We start from the raw sequence: 17,010 nt of genomic DNA, 5'->3' as shown, positions 1-17,010 counted from the left end.
GTTGTATAATCTATTAATTGTATTTTTGCACTCCTTTTAGCGAAAGATTGGAAGATAAAAGGATGAAACCAAAACAATTAATAACACTTCTGTGTGTGAATCGCTTAAAATTTCCAAAGCATACAGAATACAAATTTTAATCAGCACATGGCTGAAAAAGAAACAAAACAAGCTGAAGTTGTAGCAACTGAAGCAACTACAGTAGAAGCTCCAGTAGTATCTGAAGCTCAAGCAAATCCAGACAAATTTTTAAAAGACTTTAATTGGCACAATTACGAAGAAGGAATTGATCCAGTTGATGACAAACAATTAGAAGAATTTGAAAAATTAGTATCAGAAAATTTCGTTGACACTTTAGATGACGAAGTAGTTGAAGGTGAAGTAATTCACATTAGCGATCGTGATGCTATTATTGACATTAACGCTAAGTCTGAAGGTGTAATCTCTCTTAATGAGTTCCGTTACAATCCAGATTTAAAAGTTGGTGACAAAGTAGAAGTATTAATTGATGTACGTGAAGACGCTACAGGTCAATTAGTATTATCTCACAGAAAAGCAAGAGTAATTAAAGCTTGGGATCGTGTGAACAATGCACATGATACAGGTGAAATCGTAAATGGTTTTGTAAAATGCAGAACTAAAGGAGGTATGATCGTTGATGTATTTGGTATTGAAGCATTCTTACCAGGTTCTCAAATTGACGTGAAGCCAATTAGAGATTACGATCAATATGTAAACAAAACTATGGAATTTAAAGTTGTGAAAATCAACCACGAATTCAAAAACATAGTTGTATCTCATAAAGCGCTTATCGAAGCAGATATCGAAGAGCAGAAAAAAGAAATTATTGGTCAATTAGAAAAAGGTCAAGTACTAGAAGGTATTGTTAAAAACATTACGTCTTATGGTGTATTTATTGATCTTGGTGGCGTTGACGGATTAGTTCATATTACAGATCTTTCTTGGTCTAGAATTAATCATCCAAATGAAATTGTAGAATTAGACCAAAAACTTAATGTTGTAATCCTTGATTTTGATGAAAATAAATCAAGAATTCAATTAGGTCTTAAACAATTATCTAAGCATCCTTGGGAAGCTTTAGGTGAAGCGGTTAAAGTTGGAGATAAAGTAAAAGGTAAAGTTGTAGTTATAGCTGATTACGGTGCATTTATCGAAGTAGAAGAAGGTGTTGAAGGCTTAGTTCACGTAAGTGAAATGTCATGGTCTACACATTTACGTTCTGCTCAAGATTTCGTATCTGTAGGAGACGAAATAGAAGCGGTTATCTTAACTTTAGATAGAGAAGATCGTAAAATGTCACTTGGTATTAAGCAATTAACACCAGATCCATGGACAGACATTACGAGCAAATATCCTGTAGGTTCAAAACACACAGGTATTGTACGTAACTTTACAAACTTTGGTGTTTTTGTTGAATTAGAAGAAGGTATCGACGGATTAATTTATATCTCAGATTTATCTTGGACTAAGAAAATCAAGCACCCAAGTGAGTTCTGTAATGTAGGAGACAAATTAGACGTTGTTGTTTTAGAGTTAGATGTAGAAGGGCGTAAATTATCTTTAGGTCACAAACAAACTACAGATAACCCTTGGGATAAATACGAAACTGAATTTGCTTTAAATACGACGCATACAGCTGAAATTTCTGAAATCGTTGATAAAGGAGCTACAATAGAGTTTAACGAAGATATCGTTGCATTTGTACCTTCTCGTCATTTAGAAAAAGAAGACGGTAAGAAACTTAAAAAAGGAGAATCTGCAGAGTTTAAAATTATTGAGTTCAATAAAGAATTTAAACGTGTAGTCGCTTCTCATACAGCTATCTTTAGAGAAGAAGAAATGGCAAATGTAAAAGCAGCTGCTAAAAAAGCAGAAGCTCAAGCAGCAGAAGCAAAACCAACCTTAGGTGATGCTAATGATGCGTTACAAGCGCTTAAAGATAAAATGGACGGAAAGAAATAACCCTTTTCTAACATTATAAATTTAAAAGCCTTTCAGAAATGAGAGGCTTTTTTAATTTATGCTAATTTAAAGCCTAACATTTTTAAAATTTTGCATTACCTTTGTTCTCCAAATACGTTTGGATAGTATATGAGTCAAAAAGTTTTACTTAACGCAAAAGAGGTAAACATCATTCTTCATCGATTGGCTTGTCAACTTATTGAAAATCATAACAAATTTAGTGATACAGTATTAATTGGTATACAACCAAGAGGAAAATACTTAGCTAATCGTTTAGCAAAAATCTTAGAAAATGATTATAAGATTAAAGATATTAAGCTAGGACATTTAGATATCACTTTTTTTAGAGATGATTTTAGAAGAGGCGAAAAAACACTAGAAGCCAATACAACAGAGATTAATTTTTTAGTCGAAAACAAAAGCATTGTTTTTATTGATGATGTATTGTATACAGGACGTAGTATTAGAGCGGCTTTAACTGCAATTCAATCATTTGGGCGACCAAATGAAATAGAATTACTAACGTTAATTGATAGACGATTTAGTAGACATTTACCAATACAGCCTAATTATAGAGGACGACAAGTAGATGCCATAAATAATGAAACAGTAAAAGTAAACTGGAAAGAAAACCAAGGCGAAGATTCAGTTTATTTAGTTAATAACTAAAAGTTGCAGATGAGTACTTAAAACTGATACTGTAAACTGAAAACTAAAACAATATGAGCGAGTTAAGTGTTAATCACTTATTAGGAATTAAATATCTTAATCAACAAGATATTCAGCTTATTTTTGAAACTGCAGATCACTTTAAAGAAGTGATAAACAGACCAATTAAAAAAGTACCTTCGCTTAGAGACATTACTATTGCTAACCTATTTTTTGAAAACTCAACTAGAACAAAATTATCTTTTGAGCTTGCTGAAAAACGGTTATCTGCAGATGTTATAAATTTTTCTGCTTCACAATCTTCAGTTAAAAAAGGAGAAACCTTAATAGATACTGTAAACAATATCTTATCAATGAAAGTTGATATGGTAGTCATGCGCCACCCAAATCCTGGAGCTGGTGTTTTTTTATCGCAACATGTTAATGCAAGTATTATAAATGCAGGAGATGGCGCACATGAGCATCCAACTCAAGCTTTACTTGATAGTTATTCTATTAGAGAACGTTTAGGAAATGTTAAAGGAAAAAATGTAGTAATTGTTGGTGATATTTTGCATAGTAGAGTAGCACTGTCTAATATTTATGCCTTGCAATTACAAGGTGCAAATGTTATGGTTTGCGGCCCAAAAACACTTATTCCAAAGTATATAGACAAACTTGGCGTGAAAGTTGAAACAAATTTACGTAAAGCGTTAAATTGGTGTGATGTTGCCAATATGTTACGTGTTCAAAATGAACGAATGGATATAAGTTATTTTCCTTCTACAAGAGAGTACACACAGCAGTTTGGTGTAAATAAAGCTTTATTAAATTCTTTAGATAAGGAAATAACGATAATGCATCCAGGACCAATTAATCGTGGTGTAGAAATCACGAGTGATGTTGCAGATTCTAAACAGGCAATCATTCTTGACCAAGTTCAAAATGGTGTTGCTATTAGAATGGCGGTAATTTATTTATTAGCATCTAAAATTAAACACTAAGATTATGATTTTTGATAAAACAGGAAATACAAGTATTATCACTCAAGAAAAAGCTTCAGTGATTGAGTTAGTTAAGAAAATTGATGTTTTATATGAGCGTTTTAAGAACGACAATATTATTGTATGTCTTACAAGCTTAAATAAAATTCCTTTAGAACAAATTGTTGAGTTTTTACAAATCTCAAATATGCATAGAGCTTCAAAGCTTTCGTTTGTGATTGTTACAAATAAAACAGATATAAATGAAACGCCAGATGAAATTGTTGTTGTGCCTACACTTCAAGAAGCACACGATATTATTGAAATGGAAGAAATAGAACGTGATTTAGGGTTTTAATTTACTATATGAAACTCACAATACTTGGCTGCTATAGTGCTACTCCTAGAACAAATACAAATCCTACATCTCAGGTTTTAGAAATCAATAATCACACGTTTTTAATAGATTGTGGAGAAGGCACACAGGTTGAATTACGTAGAAATAAAGTAAAGTTTGTTAGAATTAAACATATTTTTATTTCGCATTTACATGGCGACCATGTTTTTGGTTTGGTTGGTTTAATTTCTACATTTAGGTTACTTACTAGAGAAGCAGATTTGCATATTTATGGACCTAAAGGCATAAAGGAAATGATAACGCTTCAAATGAAGTTAGCAGATTCATGGACCAACTATAAGCTTATATTTCATGAATTGACTTCAAAAAAATCTGAACTAATTTTTGAAGATGATAAAGTAGAAGTGCATACAATTCCTTTAATACATCGTATATACACAAATGGGTTTTTATTTAAAGAAAAAGAAGGCGAGCGTAAATTAGATATGAACGCTGTTTTAAATGCAGGCATTGAGGTGGCATATTACAGAAAGTTAAAGCAAGGTTTTGATGTAGAAAATAAACAAGGTAATCTTGTTAAAAATAAAACCGTAACCAAACCAGCAAACAAACCAAAAAGTTATGCGTTTTGTAGTGATACTGCTTATAATGAAGCCATGCTTGAGACCATAAAAGATGTAGATGTACTATATCATGAGTCTACTTTTTTAGATAAGCATGAAAAACTAGCAGCACCAACCAAACATAGTACAGCAAAACAAGCAGCTAGTATAGCCAAACAAGCTAAAGCTAATACACTTGTTCTTGGTCATTATTCTACACGCTATAATGATTTAAATGAATTTAAAACTGAAGCTCAAACAATTTTTAAAAATGTAGAGTTAGCAGAAGATGGTAAAGTATTTGAATTTTAGTGTTGCTCGCTATATTTTGATTCGCAAAACGTTTTAAAATTTTGCATCCATTTATAGACTTGTTTTTTAAACATACTTGGAAACAGCTTTACTAACACATTAATCAAAAAGCCATTAAACGCTGTATATTCAATTTCTGAAATATACTTTGTTTTAGTATCAGATAATGCTTCAAAGTTTACCTTCATTGTATTTGTGGTATGTTTATGTTCATAAAGTGCCATAAACTCATCTGGTAAATTATTTGTTATAATCGTTTCAATGAGTTCTAATCTCTTATAAGTTAGTTTTGATTTTGCAGCTTTACTACCAACAGTTCCGCTTAAATGTTCCTTAGATATAAAACCATCCTGATGGTATTTTAAATACTCTGGATTTTTAAATAGTTCTGACACATAATTAATTGGAGCATTAATATCTATAGCACAGGTAAACTTCATGATATATGGTTTTGCTATAAAGTTACTGAAAATTCATAATCCGTATAATTTTAAAAACTTGTAAATTGCATTATGGAAAAAGATTTAAGCAATTATCGTAAGTCTTACGAAAAGCACGAACTATTATTAAAGGATGTTTCAGAAAATCCTTTAGAGTTATTTCAACAATGGTTTCATGAAGTAGACAAATTCTTTCCCGCAGATGAAACTAATGCAATGACCTTATCTACAATAGGGTTAGATGGTTTTCCAAAGAGTAGAGTAGTGCTACTAAAAAAATATACTTACGAGGGTTTTATTTTTTACACCAATTATAATAGCGAAAAAGGAAAAGCAATTTTAAACAATGCAAATGTGTGTTTGTCATTTTTTTGGCATGGAGCCGAACGACAAGTTATTATTAAAGGTAAAGCCGAAAAGATTGCTGAAAATTTAAGCGATGGTTATTTTGAATCTCGTCCAAGAGGAAGTCAGTTGGGTGCTATTGTATCCAATCAGAGTGAAGTTATTAAGAGCAGAGAAGATCTTGATAATAAGTTAAATGCGCTTATTGTTAAATATGAAGGAAAAGAAATTTCTAGACCTGACTTTTGGGGTGGTTTTATTGTCAAGCCTGTTGAGATTGAATTTTGGCAAGGACGACCAAATAGGCTTCATGACAGAATTCGATATCAATTACAAGAAGATTTTAACTGGAAGATTGAACGACTTTCACCTTAAAAAAATCATTTTTAAAAATATCGATTAAATACATTTTTAAACGATGTAGGACAGATTTTTGTTTAAAAATTATGCATTTCATCGATGATTTGCATATATTTTCGATGAAATGCATGCATTTTGTCGATTTTAACAATTTGTTAACAGCTTAAGACATATAAGGGTTCTATTTTGGAGTACCAAATCTAAATAACCCTCTTATGAAAACTATTAAATTGTTGCCAATCATGGTATTAATCGGAATGTTATCTTTTTCATGTTCAACAGAAGATTTTCCAGAAGATGAAGTTTCAAACATTTCATTACAAAACCCACCACCAGCAAAAAATATAGAAATTGAAATTTTAGAGCTTATTAATGCTCATAGAATTAGTTTAGGATTAAACGCCTTAAACAACCATAATACAATTAAAGCTGTAGCATATACGCATACAGATTATATGGTAGAAGTAGATAACGTATCACACGATAATTTTTTTCAACGTAAAAACAGTTTAATGCAAAACGCATCTGCTACTGCGGTATCAGAAAATGTAGCTTATGCTTTTAGTTCGGCACAATCTGTTGTTAACGCTTGGATAAATAGTGACGGACATAGAGCTAATATTGAAGGTGATTATACAGACTTTGATATTTCAGCAGAACAAAACGAAGAAGGAAGATGGTATTACACAAACATATTTATTAAACGTTAGTTATAGTTAGTCTTTTATAAGTTTTATTATTAGGAAAAGCCACAGGAGACTGTGGCTTTTTTTATTTCTTATATTTAGATAAATTTATTTAATGAAATATTTCTATTTTACTTTCTTATGTTTTTCTACACTATTTGTAGTTGGCCAATCAAATATTAAAAAGGATATAGACGATGTTTATCTAGATAAATTATACATTGAAAATGATAGTACATTAACTACAGAATTTCAGAGATACGCAATTAATCTGTTTAAAAATGGAGGAAAGCTAAGTGATTCAATATTTAAAGAAACAAAGTTTCATAGCGTGGGTGTTTGCTTAATACATAAGCGAAAAGAAGACGTAAGACAGGGCCTAGAATTAACGCTATATACCTTAAGTTATAAAGATTTAAGAATAAAAAATTATCATAAAAGGTTTTATTATGGAAAAGGAAGAGAAGGTCTTTCTAATTTTTTTGTCGGTCATGATACTACTGAGCAAAAAGCTATGATTGATGAAGCTGTTAATGCATACTTAAAAGGAGATTCAATACCAAGGCATAGTTATGCTTATCAATTTGCTAGAACACACCATAATGAAGCTGTTTATTATGAGAAGTATTTTGAAACCGATAAACTTTCTACTGTAGTTATTGGTGCTTCTTATGCTTATCTAAGACAAAATGGAAATTTTATTATTCAAATTGAAGGATTTCCAGATAAAGCTTTACATGACGATACAGAAGAATTGTATGTTACCGATTATTTTGTTGACGACTTGTATGCTATAAGCGTATTTATTATTGATGACTCAGACAATACAGCTTATAAAAAGATATTTAAGTACTAAATTTTGTATAAAGCAAAAAGAGACTGTCTAAAAAGTGTCATTCTGAATGAAAATGAAGAATCTCAAAAAAATCAAAAAAAATTAATTTATAGATAATTGAGATTTTTCGACTCCGCTCAAAATGACAACATAATTACTTTTTAGACAGTCTCTTTTTTATTTAAATTGAGGGTAATTTAATCTTTTAGTATATAGAAGTAAGAACGTCTATTTAATTGATGTTCTTCTTTACTACATTTAACGCCATTAGAGCATTTGTTTAGTAATTGAGATTCACCAAAGCCTAATGCACTTTCTATTCGTTCTGCAGCAATACCTCTAGAGATAATATAATCTCTTGTAGATTTTGCACGTCTGTCAGATAATTTCATGTTATAACGATCACTTCCTCTACTATCTGTATGAGATTCAATCTTTATAACCATTGTTGGATGTGTTCTCATTACATCTACAATATTTTCTAACTCATATTGTGCATCTGTTCTAATATTCCATTTATCGAAATCAAAGAATATTGGATTGATAACAATTTGATTGTCTTTTATTAATGGCTCAAGATATAAATCTGCATTGTTCACTTTTTCGTGCTCATTATCTGTAGTAATATCTTTTAAGTCGTCTTTGTAGTCTTCTTTAGTTCCTACTACAGTATACTTTTTATTACAGTCTGCTTCAAATTTATATTCTCCATCTTCTGTTGTAGTGACTTCAGAGATTACTTTACCAACTTCATTTATAAGTTTTATTGTAACTCCAGATAAGATTTCATTTGTATCTTTATCTCTAGCAATACCTTCTATTTGTTGTTTACAAATACTAGCATCAAAACCATAAATATCATCACTTCCTTGACCTCCAGGTCTGTTAGAAGAGAAGTACCCTGTTTTGTCTTCTTCAGTTTCTCCTTCATTAATAAAATATGCAAAATCATCAAAGCCACTATTATATGGAGCTCCCATGTTTTCTGCTTGCGCAGTATTATCTTTTAAGATATTAGATTTAAAAATATCTAATAATCCAAGATTTAAATGCCCATCTGAAGAAAAATAGAATGTACTGTCTTTGCTAATAAAAGGAAACATTTCTCGTCCTTGAGTATTTATTCTTTCTCCTAAATTTTCAGGTTCACTAAATTCATTATTACCTAAAATATCTACTTTATAGATATCTGTTTGACCTAAACCACCTTCTCTGTCTGAAACAAAATATAGTTTAGTCTCATCGGCACTTAGTGTTGGATGACCTGTTGAATAGATATCATCATTAAATGGAAGTTCAACAATGTTTTCCCAATTGTCGCCAACTAATGATGCACTGTAAATTTTTAAGTGTGACGTTCCTTTTTTATCGTAATCTAGTTTGTTTTTACGAGTAACATTATCTCTCGTAAAATACATGGTTTTACCATCTTTAGTAATAGCTACAGATGCCTCATGATAATCTGTATTTACATCTGTTGCTGTAATAAAATCAGCAGAACCATATTCAAATTTATTGTCATCATTTTTTTCTACCGATACTTGGTAGATATCTAAAAATGGCTCGTCATTCCAACTATACATTTTTTTCTCATCTGTATTTCTAGCAGAGGCAAAGTAAAGTTGATTGTCTTTAATAAAAGTTCCGAAATCTGAATACTTTGTATTAAAAGGCATATTTTTTAAGCGAACAACTAACTCTTCATTTGCTGAACTTAATTCATTGTATTTATCAATGTTTTCAGTATTGTAGCCTTTAATCCTTGTGTCTCCGTTTTGGATTTTCATAAACTTATCCATCCAAATATCAGCTTCAGTATAATTACCTAAACTTTTTAAAGATTGAATGTATTTGTATAAGTATTCAGGGTTAATATCATCATACTTGTTTACAGCTTTTCCGAACCAAAGTGCTGCTTTTTCAGAATTGGAGTTGTTGTAATAACAATCCCCCAAACGTGTTAACACATGTTCGCTACTATCACCTTTTTTTACGGCATCTTCGTAAAGCTCACTAGCTTTTACATAACCATAATTGCTAAAAAACTTATCTGCTAGCTTCTTTTGAGCTATCATGAAAGTACTACTTAAAGCAAATGTTATAATTAAAAATTTTGTTTTCATGCGATTTGGTTTTTAGAAATATCTAGGCGATTTAATACGTTTACTTTTAAAGACTTCAAACATTAATAAAACTTCATGTGTTCCACTAGTATATGGTCTTAAATCTGATAATGGATATTCATAAGCATAGCCTATACGTAGTTGTTTAGAAACTTGAAAATCTGCAATACCACCTAAAGCAGCTGCTCTTTCATTGATTCTATAAGAACCTCCAACCCAGAACTTTTCATGAAATAAGAAGTTAGCTGTAATATCAAAAGATAATGGCGCTCCATTAGTACCTTTTAAAAGTACAGCTGGTTTAAACTTAGTAGCTTCACTTAAATCAAATACATAACCACCAGTAAAATAGTAACTAATTCTTTCTAGAGCTTCAAATTCTTCTTCTCCATTATAATCTGTATTTAATATCCTTGGAGCAGAAAGGCCAACATACCATTTGTTACTATGCCAATAAATACCAGTACCTATATTTGGTTTCCATCTGTTTTCAAAACCAAATATCACAGGGTCATTTGCTTGTGAAGCTTGAAAATCTCCATCTAAACTAAAACTCGTAAATCCAGCTTTAAGACCAAACGCAAGTTTTGTGTTTTCACCTGTATTAATAGTGTATGAAAAATCTCCATATAAATATGAGAAGTTTTGGTAACCTAATTCGTCGTTTATAAAAGATACACCTAAACCAATCTTTTCATTCCTTAAAGGTGTATGAATAGATAGTGTTTGCGTTGTAGGACCTCCTTCAAGGCCTACCCATTGGCTTCTATGTAAGCCTACAACACTTAGTGTTTCTCTACTTCCTGCATATGCAGGATTAATTGAGATAGTATTGTACATATACTGTGTAAATTGAGGTAGCTGTTGTGCAACTCCTACCCAACAATTGAACAGTATAAATGCTATTATATTAAACTTTACTAATTTCATAATATTAGGTTAAGATTATTTATTTGGTTCCTACGTAGATTGGTCCTGTAAACGGTTTTAATTCAAGGCCACCACTACTATCTATTAACTTTATGATATAATAATATGTTCCGGTTGGTACAAACCCTGAGTTACCAACTGATGCATTAGATGCAGTTCCATTCCAATCATTTTGGTAATTAGGGTTGTCATATATTTTTGCTCCCCAACGGTTGAATATTTGTAGTTCAATTACATAACCACAATCTTCAACACCAGTAATTGTAAAGAAGTCATTTACACCATCTAAATTACTTGGTGTAACAGCTTTTGATATCACTACATCTTCCTGGCCACAAGGTAATACAACACACTCTTCATCTAAAGTAATTGTAACTTCAGCTTCACTAGGGCATTCTCCACCTACGGTGTATGTGAAAACATAATCTCCTAAATCACTTGGTAAATATTCACCATTAGTATCTAATAAAGATGATGGGTTAAATAAACTTCCGTTTAATGTTGCATCTCCCGATGTAACAGCCCATGTTCCATTAGTATCAAAACTTCCTGATAATAAATCAAATAAGTCTAAATCAAAGTCATCGATAATACATAGAACAGTATCTGAAGGAACAATTGTATTTTCAATACTTACATTAATTACTTGTGTATAAATAGCTTCATTAGCACATTCATCATTTACAGTCCAAGTTCTTATGATTTGATAATTTTCATCATCAATATCTATAATATCTTCTGTTGGCCCAACGACATCTATATTTTGAGAACATGCATCTTCAAAAACAAGAGTAGGAACTTCAGGTATATCTGTACATGTAACACTTATAGGTGAATCTAAAGTGCCAACTAAAGTAGGAGCCGTAGTATCTTGAACAGTAATTGTTTGTACAAGTGTAGTCGTATTACCACAATCGTCAGTTAAGGTCCAAGTTCTAGACACTTCAGAAATTACAGGACATGTACCAGCCACTTCGGTATCAGTAAAAGTAGCTTCTAAACCAGTAGAGCAGTTATCTGTTTCATCAGTAACATCACCAGTTAAGTTAAGGTCGTTGATGTTTTGATCACATTCTATAGTAATGTTAGCAGGAACTGTGAATGTAGGAGCCGTAGTATCTTGAACAGTAATTGTTTGTACAAGTGTAGTCGTATTACCACAATCGTCAGTTAAGGTCCAAGTTCTAGACACTTCAGAAATTACAGGACATGTACCAGCCACTTCGGTATCAGTAAAAGTAGCTTCTAAACCAGTAGAGCAGTTATCTGTTTCATCAGTAACATCACCAGTTAAGTTAAGGTCGTTGATGTTTTGATCACACTCTATAGTAATGTTAGCAGGAACTGTAAAAGTAGGAGCCGTAGTATCTTGAACAGTAATTGTAGCTGAAGTACTTGAAGCATTTCCACAGTCATCAGTAGCAGTAAAAATTACTGTAGCTGAACCAGTAGCACCACATTCATCACTTAGTGTAGTATAATTATTTGTCCAAGTAATACTTCCACAAACATCAGAAGATAAAGCACCACCATTAGAGTTCAACCAATCATTCAGGTCAGTTAAATTTCCATTTCCATCACATTCAACAATTTGATTTGAAGCTTCAGTATCTATTGTTGGAGGTAATAAATCTAAGATTGTAAACAAAGCTGTAGTGTTTACTGAGTTACCACAATCATCTGTAGCAGTGAAAGTAACTAAAGCAAGTCCAGTTTCTCCACAACCATTACTCAAACTTATAAAATTATTAGACCAAGTTACATTTCCACATGTGTCTGTTGCATTTGCTCCAGCATTAGTATCAAGCCATGCTTGTAATTCTGAAGTATTACCAAAGCCATCACATTGAACAGTTTGATCTGCAGCAACAGTACTTATAGTTGGAGGTGTTGTATCAACAACAGTTATTGTTTGAACTTCAGATATAGCATTTCCGCAATCGTCAGTCGCTGTCCAAGTTCTAGATATAGTTTCAGTGTTACCGCAAGTAGATACACTAGTATCTGTAAAAGTAATTACAACATTTCCACATGCATCAATTCCTGTTGCGGTTCCTGTAGCAGTTGGATTTGTACTTTCTGTACATTCAACTGTAACGTTAGTAGGAATTGTTATAGAAGGTAATGAAGTATCTTCTATTGTAAAAGTAGCTGAAGTACTTGTTGCATTACCACATCCATCTGTAGCTGTGAATATAACAGTAGCAGAACCAGTAGCACCACAATCATTAGATAATGATGTAAAGTCATTAGACCAAGTGATTGAAGAACAATCATCTGTAGCAGTAGCTCCGCCAAATGTATCTAACCAGTTTTGTAAATCTGTAGCATTACCGCTACCATCACATTCTACTGTTAAATTACCAGCTTCGTTAGTTATTGAAGGCGGAATAGTATCTTCAATTGCATAGGAAGCAGTTGTAGAAACAGTATTTCCACAAGCATCAGTAGCTGTAAATATCACATCTACTGGAGCAGAACAATCTGAAGATGCTCCATTATAGTTATTAGTCCAAGTTACAGCTCCACAGTTGTCTGATGCAGATGCTCCACCATTATTATCTAACCAGTCTTGGATTGCTGTATTGTTTCCTGAACCATCACACTGTACAACAATAGGAGTAGCAGGTGTTGTTATAACAGGGTCTATATTTTCATTAAGTGAATACGTATATACCCAATCATGCGTATTTCCTTCGCAATCTGTATAGGTCCACGTATAAGTTTTATCTCCTACACATACTGGGTCTGTACTTACCACTGGACCAACTGGTGAAATAGTATTACCACAACTATCATCAACTGATGGTGGTGTTGGTATAACTTGAGCATCATCAATGCATGTTATGTCAGATTCTCCATTAGCTGGTAATGTAAAGTCTTCTACTTCGATAGTAACAGTATGTACATAATCGTGCGTATTACCTTCACAATCGGTATAGGTCCACGTGTAAGTGATGTCTCCTTCACAAGCTGGAGTTGACGATTCAACTACCGCCGAAGGTGTTAAAGTATTACCACAGTTATCTACAACCGTAGGTAATGTAGGTAAAGTAATATTATCGTAACAATCAGCCGTTGCTGTAGTTGGAGCAGGTGCTGTAAAGTCTTCTACTTCGATAGTTACGGTATGTACATAATCGTGCGAGTTACCTTCACAATCGGTATAGGTCCATGTGTAAGTGATGTCACCTTCACAAGCTGGAGTTGACGATTCAACTACCGCCGAAGGTGTTAAAGTATTACCACAGTTATCTACAACCGTAGGTAATGTAGGTAAAGTAATATTATCGTAACAATCAGCCGTTGCTGTAGTTGGAGCAGGTGCTGTAAAGTCTTCTACTTCGATAGTTACGGTATGTACATAATCGTGCGAGTTACCTTCACAATCGGTATAGGTCCATGTGTAAGTGATGTCTTCACAAGCTGGAGTTGACGATTCAACTACCGCCGAAGGTGTTAAAGTATTACCACAGTTATCTACAACCGTAGGTAATGTAGGTAAAGTAATATTCGCATAACAATCAGTCGTTGCAGATGTTGGAGCAGGTGCTGTAAAGTCTTCTACTTCGATAGTTATTGTTTGGATATCAGAACTAGTTAATCCGCAATCATCTGTTACAGTAAATGTTCTAGTTACAATAACAGGGCATGTTCCTGAAGCAATATCTATATAAGCAATAGAATTAATACTAATATCATCTGTGGCATTTCCATTGCCACCAAGAGCAGATTGTAACTGTGCTAATGAGATTGTTGTACTTGTCTCATTATATGCTAAACTTGTAATAGCTGAAGTATCACAGCCTTGAAGCGCATAATTATCTGGAGCTTCAATTTGTGGAGTTTCAGAGTCAATAACTCCAACAATTAAATTGGTTATACCTATTGTGCAATTATTGTTGTCTAGGGTACTAACTGTATAATTTCCTTGGGTAAGGTTAGAAAAAGTACCAGTTGACTGATAATTATTTCCGCCATCAATGGAGTATGTATATGGAGGTTCACCACCAGAAGCTTCAACAATAATCTCTCCAATATTGCCTGATTGACAATCTGTATCGGTTTTTGAATTTAAATTAAGAACTAAAGGTGTTGGTTGGCTGACAACAGCATCGTTTATTATAAAATTACATCCTGAAGAATCCGTTACAGTTACTGAATAGTTTCCAGCTGGAATATCAAGTAAATCTTCAGTGTCATCTCCAGTATTCCAAGCATACGTATATGGTGGAACTCCTCCTGTAACGTTTAAATTAATTGAACCTGTAGAGTCTCCATTACAAAGTACATCAGTAATAGTACTAGTTGCCTCAAGTGTATTTGGAACAACTATTTGTACTTGTGATGCAACAATTGGCATAGTACATGAGGAACCATAAGTTCCTGTATATGTTAAATTTGCAGTAAAGCTTCCTTCAAAATCTTGTGGCCCAGTATAATCAAAAGTACCATTTTGCAATGATGATGTTCCTGCTGATATTCCATTTAAGAAAAACTCCCAAGAATAGGCATCATTTGAAGATGCACAAACACCTTGCGTAATTGTACTTGAATATGCTATAGAGTTAGTACAACCAACTCTTGAAATTAATGGTGTTACCTCTGGACATGGCACACAGATATCTGGATTATTAAACACTAGAGATGCTGTTTGACACATAGAGTTTTCATAATTGATAACAGTATTTCCTGGTTGTTGAGTACCACATACAGAAAGGCCATCAGCCGAAATGGTATAGTTAAGTGTTATTGTTTCATTAAATACATCGGGAACAAACCAAGATAATAACTCACCCGAAGGTTGTGCAGTTATGGTTGTATTCCCTTTGCTAGCTATAACAGATCCAGATAGAATAGAAAATCCATTAGTTATTAAATCTGAGACAAGTGCTTCTCCAGGTAGTTGGGTAGCGGCTGGTACTAATTGACCAAGTATTGAATCATAAATAGCTGTTAAGTCTGCATTGTTTTCTGTCCAGAAAGCACCTGAGTTTTGAATACCATTTAATGTATTTAGAGCAGATGTTTGTTCTGACCCACTAATAGCTCCAACTAATCCAATAGTAAAAACACTTTGATTAAATAACTCACCAGAGACTACATGAGTTTGGGCATTGATTCCGGCATTAATGGCGTTATTACTTCCAGTTGTACCACCTGTTGCTACACCATCAGATAATAATATAATACTCCTAGAAGTGGCACAGTCAAATGTACCATTATTTATTAGTTCATTATCTGCAGCTCTAATTGCGGCGGCAGTATTTGTTGTCCCTCCAGTTGTTATGCTATTAATTGTATTTATAATTGTTGTTTGTCCTGAGCTTCCGGTTAATCCAATATCTAATGTTGCAGAGCTACTAAAACTTACAATAGCAATTTTGTTGTCTCCTGTTGGGTTATTTGCTGGCAAAAAGAAATTGTTTACAAAAGCAATTGCAGCATCTTGAGCATAATCAATAGGCTCTGGAACAGGACCATCATCCATACTACCAGATCGATCAATTATTAATACTACTTCTTGTGGTCGGGCTGGTGGGTTTCCTATAACTTCTAAAGTAATGTCAAATTGCGTACAAACCGTTGGGTTAGCTACTGCATATTTGTTTACTATAACCTCTTGTCCTATTAGAGTGTTAATAGAAAACAGAAATGACAAAGCAAATACTAATTTAGTTAAGCTTATATTATTTCTTCTTCGAAATTGTAATTTATTGCTCATAGACTTTCTCTTTAAACCTATTCTTGTTTTTTATATAAATATTATCCTTCTGATGGGTCTGGTACAAAAACACTTAAAATTGTTTTTTCAGGTTTAGACTCACAATCTTTGGATTTAGCTTCTATTTCTATACAACTCCAAGTATTATAAGGTGTTCCTTTTGGTACACTTACATTTACTTTGAATTTGTATGTTTGACCACTTCTTAATGTTATTTTATTAATAGCAGACTTATTAACATTATCACTATTTAAAGAGACATTTAAATCTACATTAGTAGATGAACCTCTTTTATTATATTTAGCTTTATTATCACATGGTTCTGAAAGACTTTTGGCAGACAAATAAAATGTTTTAGAATCTAAAGACATATTTGTTAACACTAGACTAAATTGCGTACCATCTTCGTCAGCAGATTTAAAACTCCTGTTTTTTTCAACAGAAAGCTCTGCTTTACAATCTTTATAGCTTATTGCTTTGCTATCTGAAAAAGATATTATGGCAACAAAACTCATTGTAATTAAAATAGATATTACTTTCATAATCATTTCAACTTAAATTATTTACTAAATAGATTAACTATATTTTATTACTAAACTTTATGTAACTATAATATTATATATCACAAACAATTGATAGGTTTTTTCTAACAAAAATTATAGATAGTACTACATTTCAAA

Annotated in this window: 13 protein-coding genes; 8 read left to right on the top strand and 5 right to left on the bottom strand. The window is 32.6% G+C overall.

Features of this window, described 5'->3' with window-relative positions; genetic code table 11:
* Positions 1–147: 147 nt before the first annotated feature.
* The 5 genes from rpsA (at position 148) to BXY80_RS08485 (ending at position 4,886) form a co-directional block, all read left to right on the top strand.
* A complete protein-coding gene (gene rpsA, locus BXY80_RS08505) occupies positions 148–1,983 on the top strand; it encodes a 30S ribosomal protein S1 (RefSeq protein ID WP_120200978.1) in 1,836 nt (611 codons plus the stop codon).
* A gap of 129 nt (positions 1,984–2,112) precedes the next feature.
* On the top strand, positions 2,113–2,652 hold the full coding sequence (gene pyrR / locus BXY80_RS08500) for a bifunctional pyr operon transcriptional regulator/uracil phosphoribosyltransferase PyrR (protein WP_120200976.1): 540 nt from the start codon (positions 2,113–2,115) through the stop codon (positions 2,650–2,652).
* A gap of 53 nt (positions 2,653–2,705) precedes the next feature.
* Positions 2,706–3,635, top strand: a complete 930-nt coding sequence (locus BXY80_RS08495) for an aspartate carbamoyltransferase catalytic subunit (RefSeq protein ID WP_120200974.1) — start codon at positions 2,706–2,708, stop codon at positions 3,633–3,635.
* A gap of 4 nt (positions 3,636–3,639) precedes the next feature.
* Positions 3,640–3,972: a ribonuclease Z gene (locus tag BXY80_RS08490; RefSeq protein ID WP_120200972.1), complete on the top strand. Its 333-nt coding sequence runs from the start codon at positions 3,640–3,642 to the stop codon at positions 3,970–3,972.
* An 8-nt stretch (positions 3,973–3,980) separates the two neighbouring features.
* Complete coding sequence (locus BXY80_RS08485) at positions 3,981–4,886, top strand: ribonuclease Z (RefSeq protein WP_120200970.1); 906 nt, start codon at positions 3,981–3,983, stop codon at positions 4,884–4,886.
* Here the strand turns inward: BXY80_RS08485 and BXY80_RS08480 are convergent.
* Complete coding sequence (locus tag BXY80_RS08480; RefSeq protein WP_120200968.1) at positions 4,883–5,326, bottom strand: SRPBCC family protein; 444 nt, start codon at positions 5,324–5,326, stop codon at positions 4,883–4,885. The genes BXY80_RS08485 and BXY80_RS08480 overlap by 4 nt on opposite strands.
* A 72-nt stretch (positions 5,327–5,398) precedes the next feature.
* On the opposite strand from BXY80_RS08480, the gene pdxH reads away from it, so the two are divergent.
* The 3 genes from pdxH to BXY80_RS08465 all read left to right on the top strand — a co-directional run bounded on the left by pdxH (position 5,399) and on the right by BXY80_RS08465 (position 7,573).
* On the top strand, positions 5,399–6,046 hold the full coding sequence (gene pdxH, locus BXY80_RS08475) for a pyridoxamine 5'-phosphate oxidase (protein WP_120200966.1): 648 nt from the start codon (positions 5,399–5,401) through the stop codon (positions 6,044–6,046).
* A gap of 200 nt (positions 6,047–6,246) precedes the next feature.
* Positions 6,247–6,741 carry a CAP domain-containing protein gene (locus BXY80_RS08470; RefSeq protein WP_120200964.1) on the top strand — a complete coding sequence of 165 codons (495 nt, stop codon included), beginning with the start codon at positions 6,247–6,249 and terminating at the stop codon, positions 6,739–6,741.
* Positions 6,742–6,832: 91 nt separating this feature from the next.
* Complete coding sequence (locus BXY80_RS08465; protein WP_120200962.1) at positions 6,833–7,573, top strand: hypothetical protein; 741 nt, start codon at positions 6,833–6,835, stop codon at positions 7,571–7,573.
* A 176-nt stretch (positions 7,574–7,749) separates the two neighbouring features.
* Here BXY80_RS08465 and BXY80_RS08460 read toward each other — a convergent pair whose 3' ends face one another.
* From BXY80_RS08460 to BXY80_RS08445, 4 genes are read right to left on the bottom strand one after another with little or no spacing between them, the layout of a single operon-like run.
* Complete coding sequence (locus BXY80_RS08460) at positions 7,750–9,675, bottom strand: OmpA family protein (RefSeq protein WP_120200960.1); 1,926 nt, start codon at positions 9,673–9,675, stop codon at positions 7,750–7,752.
* Positions 9,676–9,687: 12 nt separating this feature from the next.
* Positions 9,688–10,605 carry a PorP/SprF family type IX secretion system membrane protein gene (locus BXY80_RS08455; RefSeq protein ID WP_120200958.1) on the bottom strand — a complete coding sequence of 306 codons (918 nt, stop codon included), beginning with the start codon at positions 10,603–10,605 and terminating at the stop codon, positions 9,688–9,690.
* A 19-nt stretch (positions 10,606–10,624) separates the two neighbouring features.
* Positions 10,625–16,330 (bottom strand): HYR-like domain-containing protein, encoded by a 5,706-nt coding sequence (locus BXY80_RS08450; protein ID WP_120200956.1) that lies wholly within the window; start codon positions 16,328–16,330, stop codon positions 10,625–10,627.
* A 41-nt stretch (positions 16,331–16,371) separates the two neighbouring features.
* The gene (locus tag BXY80_RS08445; RefSeq protein WP_120200954.1) at positions 16,372–16,872 is read right to left on the bottom strand and encodes a hypothetical protein; all 501 of its coding nucleotides are present in this window, start codon (positions 16,870–16,872) and stop codon (positions 16,372–16,374) included.
* Positions 16,873–17,010 lie beyond the last annotated feature (138 nt).

The organism is Ichthyenterobacterium magnum (genome assembly GCF_003610635.1).
GTDB lineage: Bacteria > Bacteroidota > Bacteroidia > Flavobacteriales > Flavobacteriaceae > Ichthyenterobacterium > Ichthyenterobacterium magnum.
The sequence above is the reverse complement of the archived record's forward strand: the minus strand, read 5'-3'. Positions and strand labels throughout refer to the sequence as shown.

Coding starts and splice junctions, on each gene's coding strand:
- rpsA (WP_120200978.1), top strand. CDS start 148: ATGGCTGAAAAAGAAACAAAACAAGCTGAAGTTGTAGCAACTGAAGCA.
- pyrR (WP_120200976.1), top strand. CDS start 2,113: ATGAGTCAAAAAGTTTTACTTAACGCAAAAGAGGTAAACATCATTCTT.
- BXY80_RS08495 (WP_120200974.1), top strand. CDS start 2,706: ATGAGCGAGTTAAGTGTTAATCACTTATTAGGAATTAAATATCTTAAT.
- BXY80_RS08490 (WP_120200972.1), top strand. CDS start 3,640: ATGATTTTTGATAAAACAGGAAATACAAGTATTATCACTCAAGAAAAA.
- BXY80_RS08485 (WP_120200970.1), top strand. CDS start 3,981: ATGAAACTCACAATACTTGGCTGCTATAGTGCTACTCCTAGAACAAAT.
- BXY80_RS08480 (WP_120200968.1), bottom strand. CDS start 5,326: ATGAAGTTTACCTGTGCTATAGATATTAATGCTCCAATTAATTATGTG.
- pdxH (WP_120200966.1), top strand. CDS start 5,399: ATGGAAAAAGATTTAAGCAATTATCGTAAGTCTTACGAAAAGCACGAA.
- BXY80_RS08470 (WP_120200964.1), top strand. CDS start 6,247: ATGAAAACTATTAAATTGTTGCCAATCATGGTATTAATCGGAATGTTA.
- BXY80_RS08465 (WP_120200962.1), top strand. CDS start 6,833: ATGAAATATTTCTATTTTACTTTCTTATGTTTTTCTACACTATTTGTA.
- BXY80_RS08460 (WP_120200960.1), bottom strand. CDS start 9,675: ATGAAAACAAAATTTTTAATTATAACATTTGCTTTAAGTAGTACTTTC.
- BXY80_RS08455 (WP_120200958.1), bottom strand. CDS start 10,605: ATGAAATTAGTAAAGTTTAATATAATAGCATTTATACTGTTCAATTGT.
- BXY80_RS08450 (WP_120200956.1), bottom strand. CDS start 16,330: ATGAGCAATAAATTACAATTTCGAAGAAGAAATAATATAAGCTTAACT.
- BXY80_RS08445 (WP_120200954.1), bottom strand. CDS start 16,872: ATGAAAGTAATATCTATTTTAATTACAATGAGTTTTGTTGCCATAATA.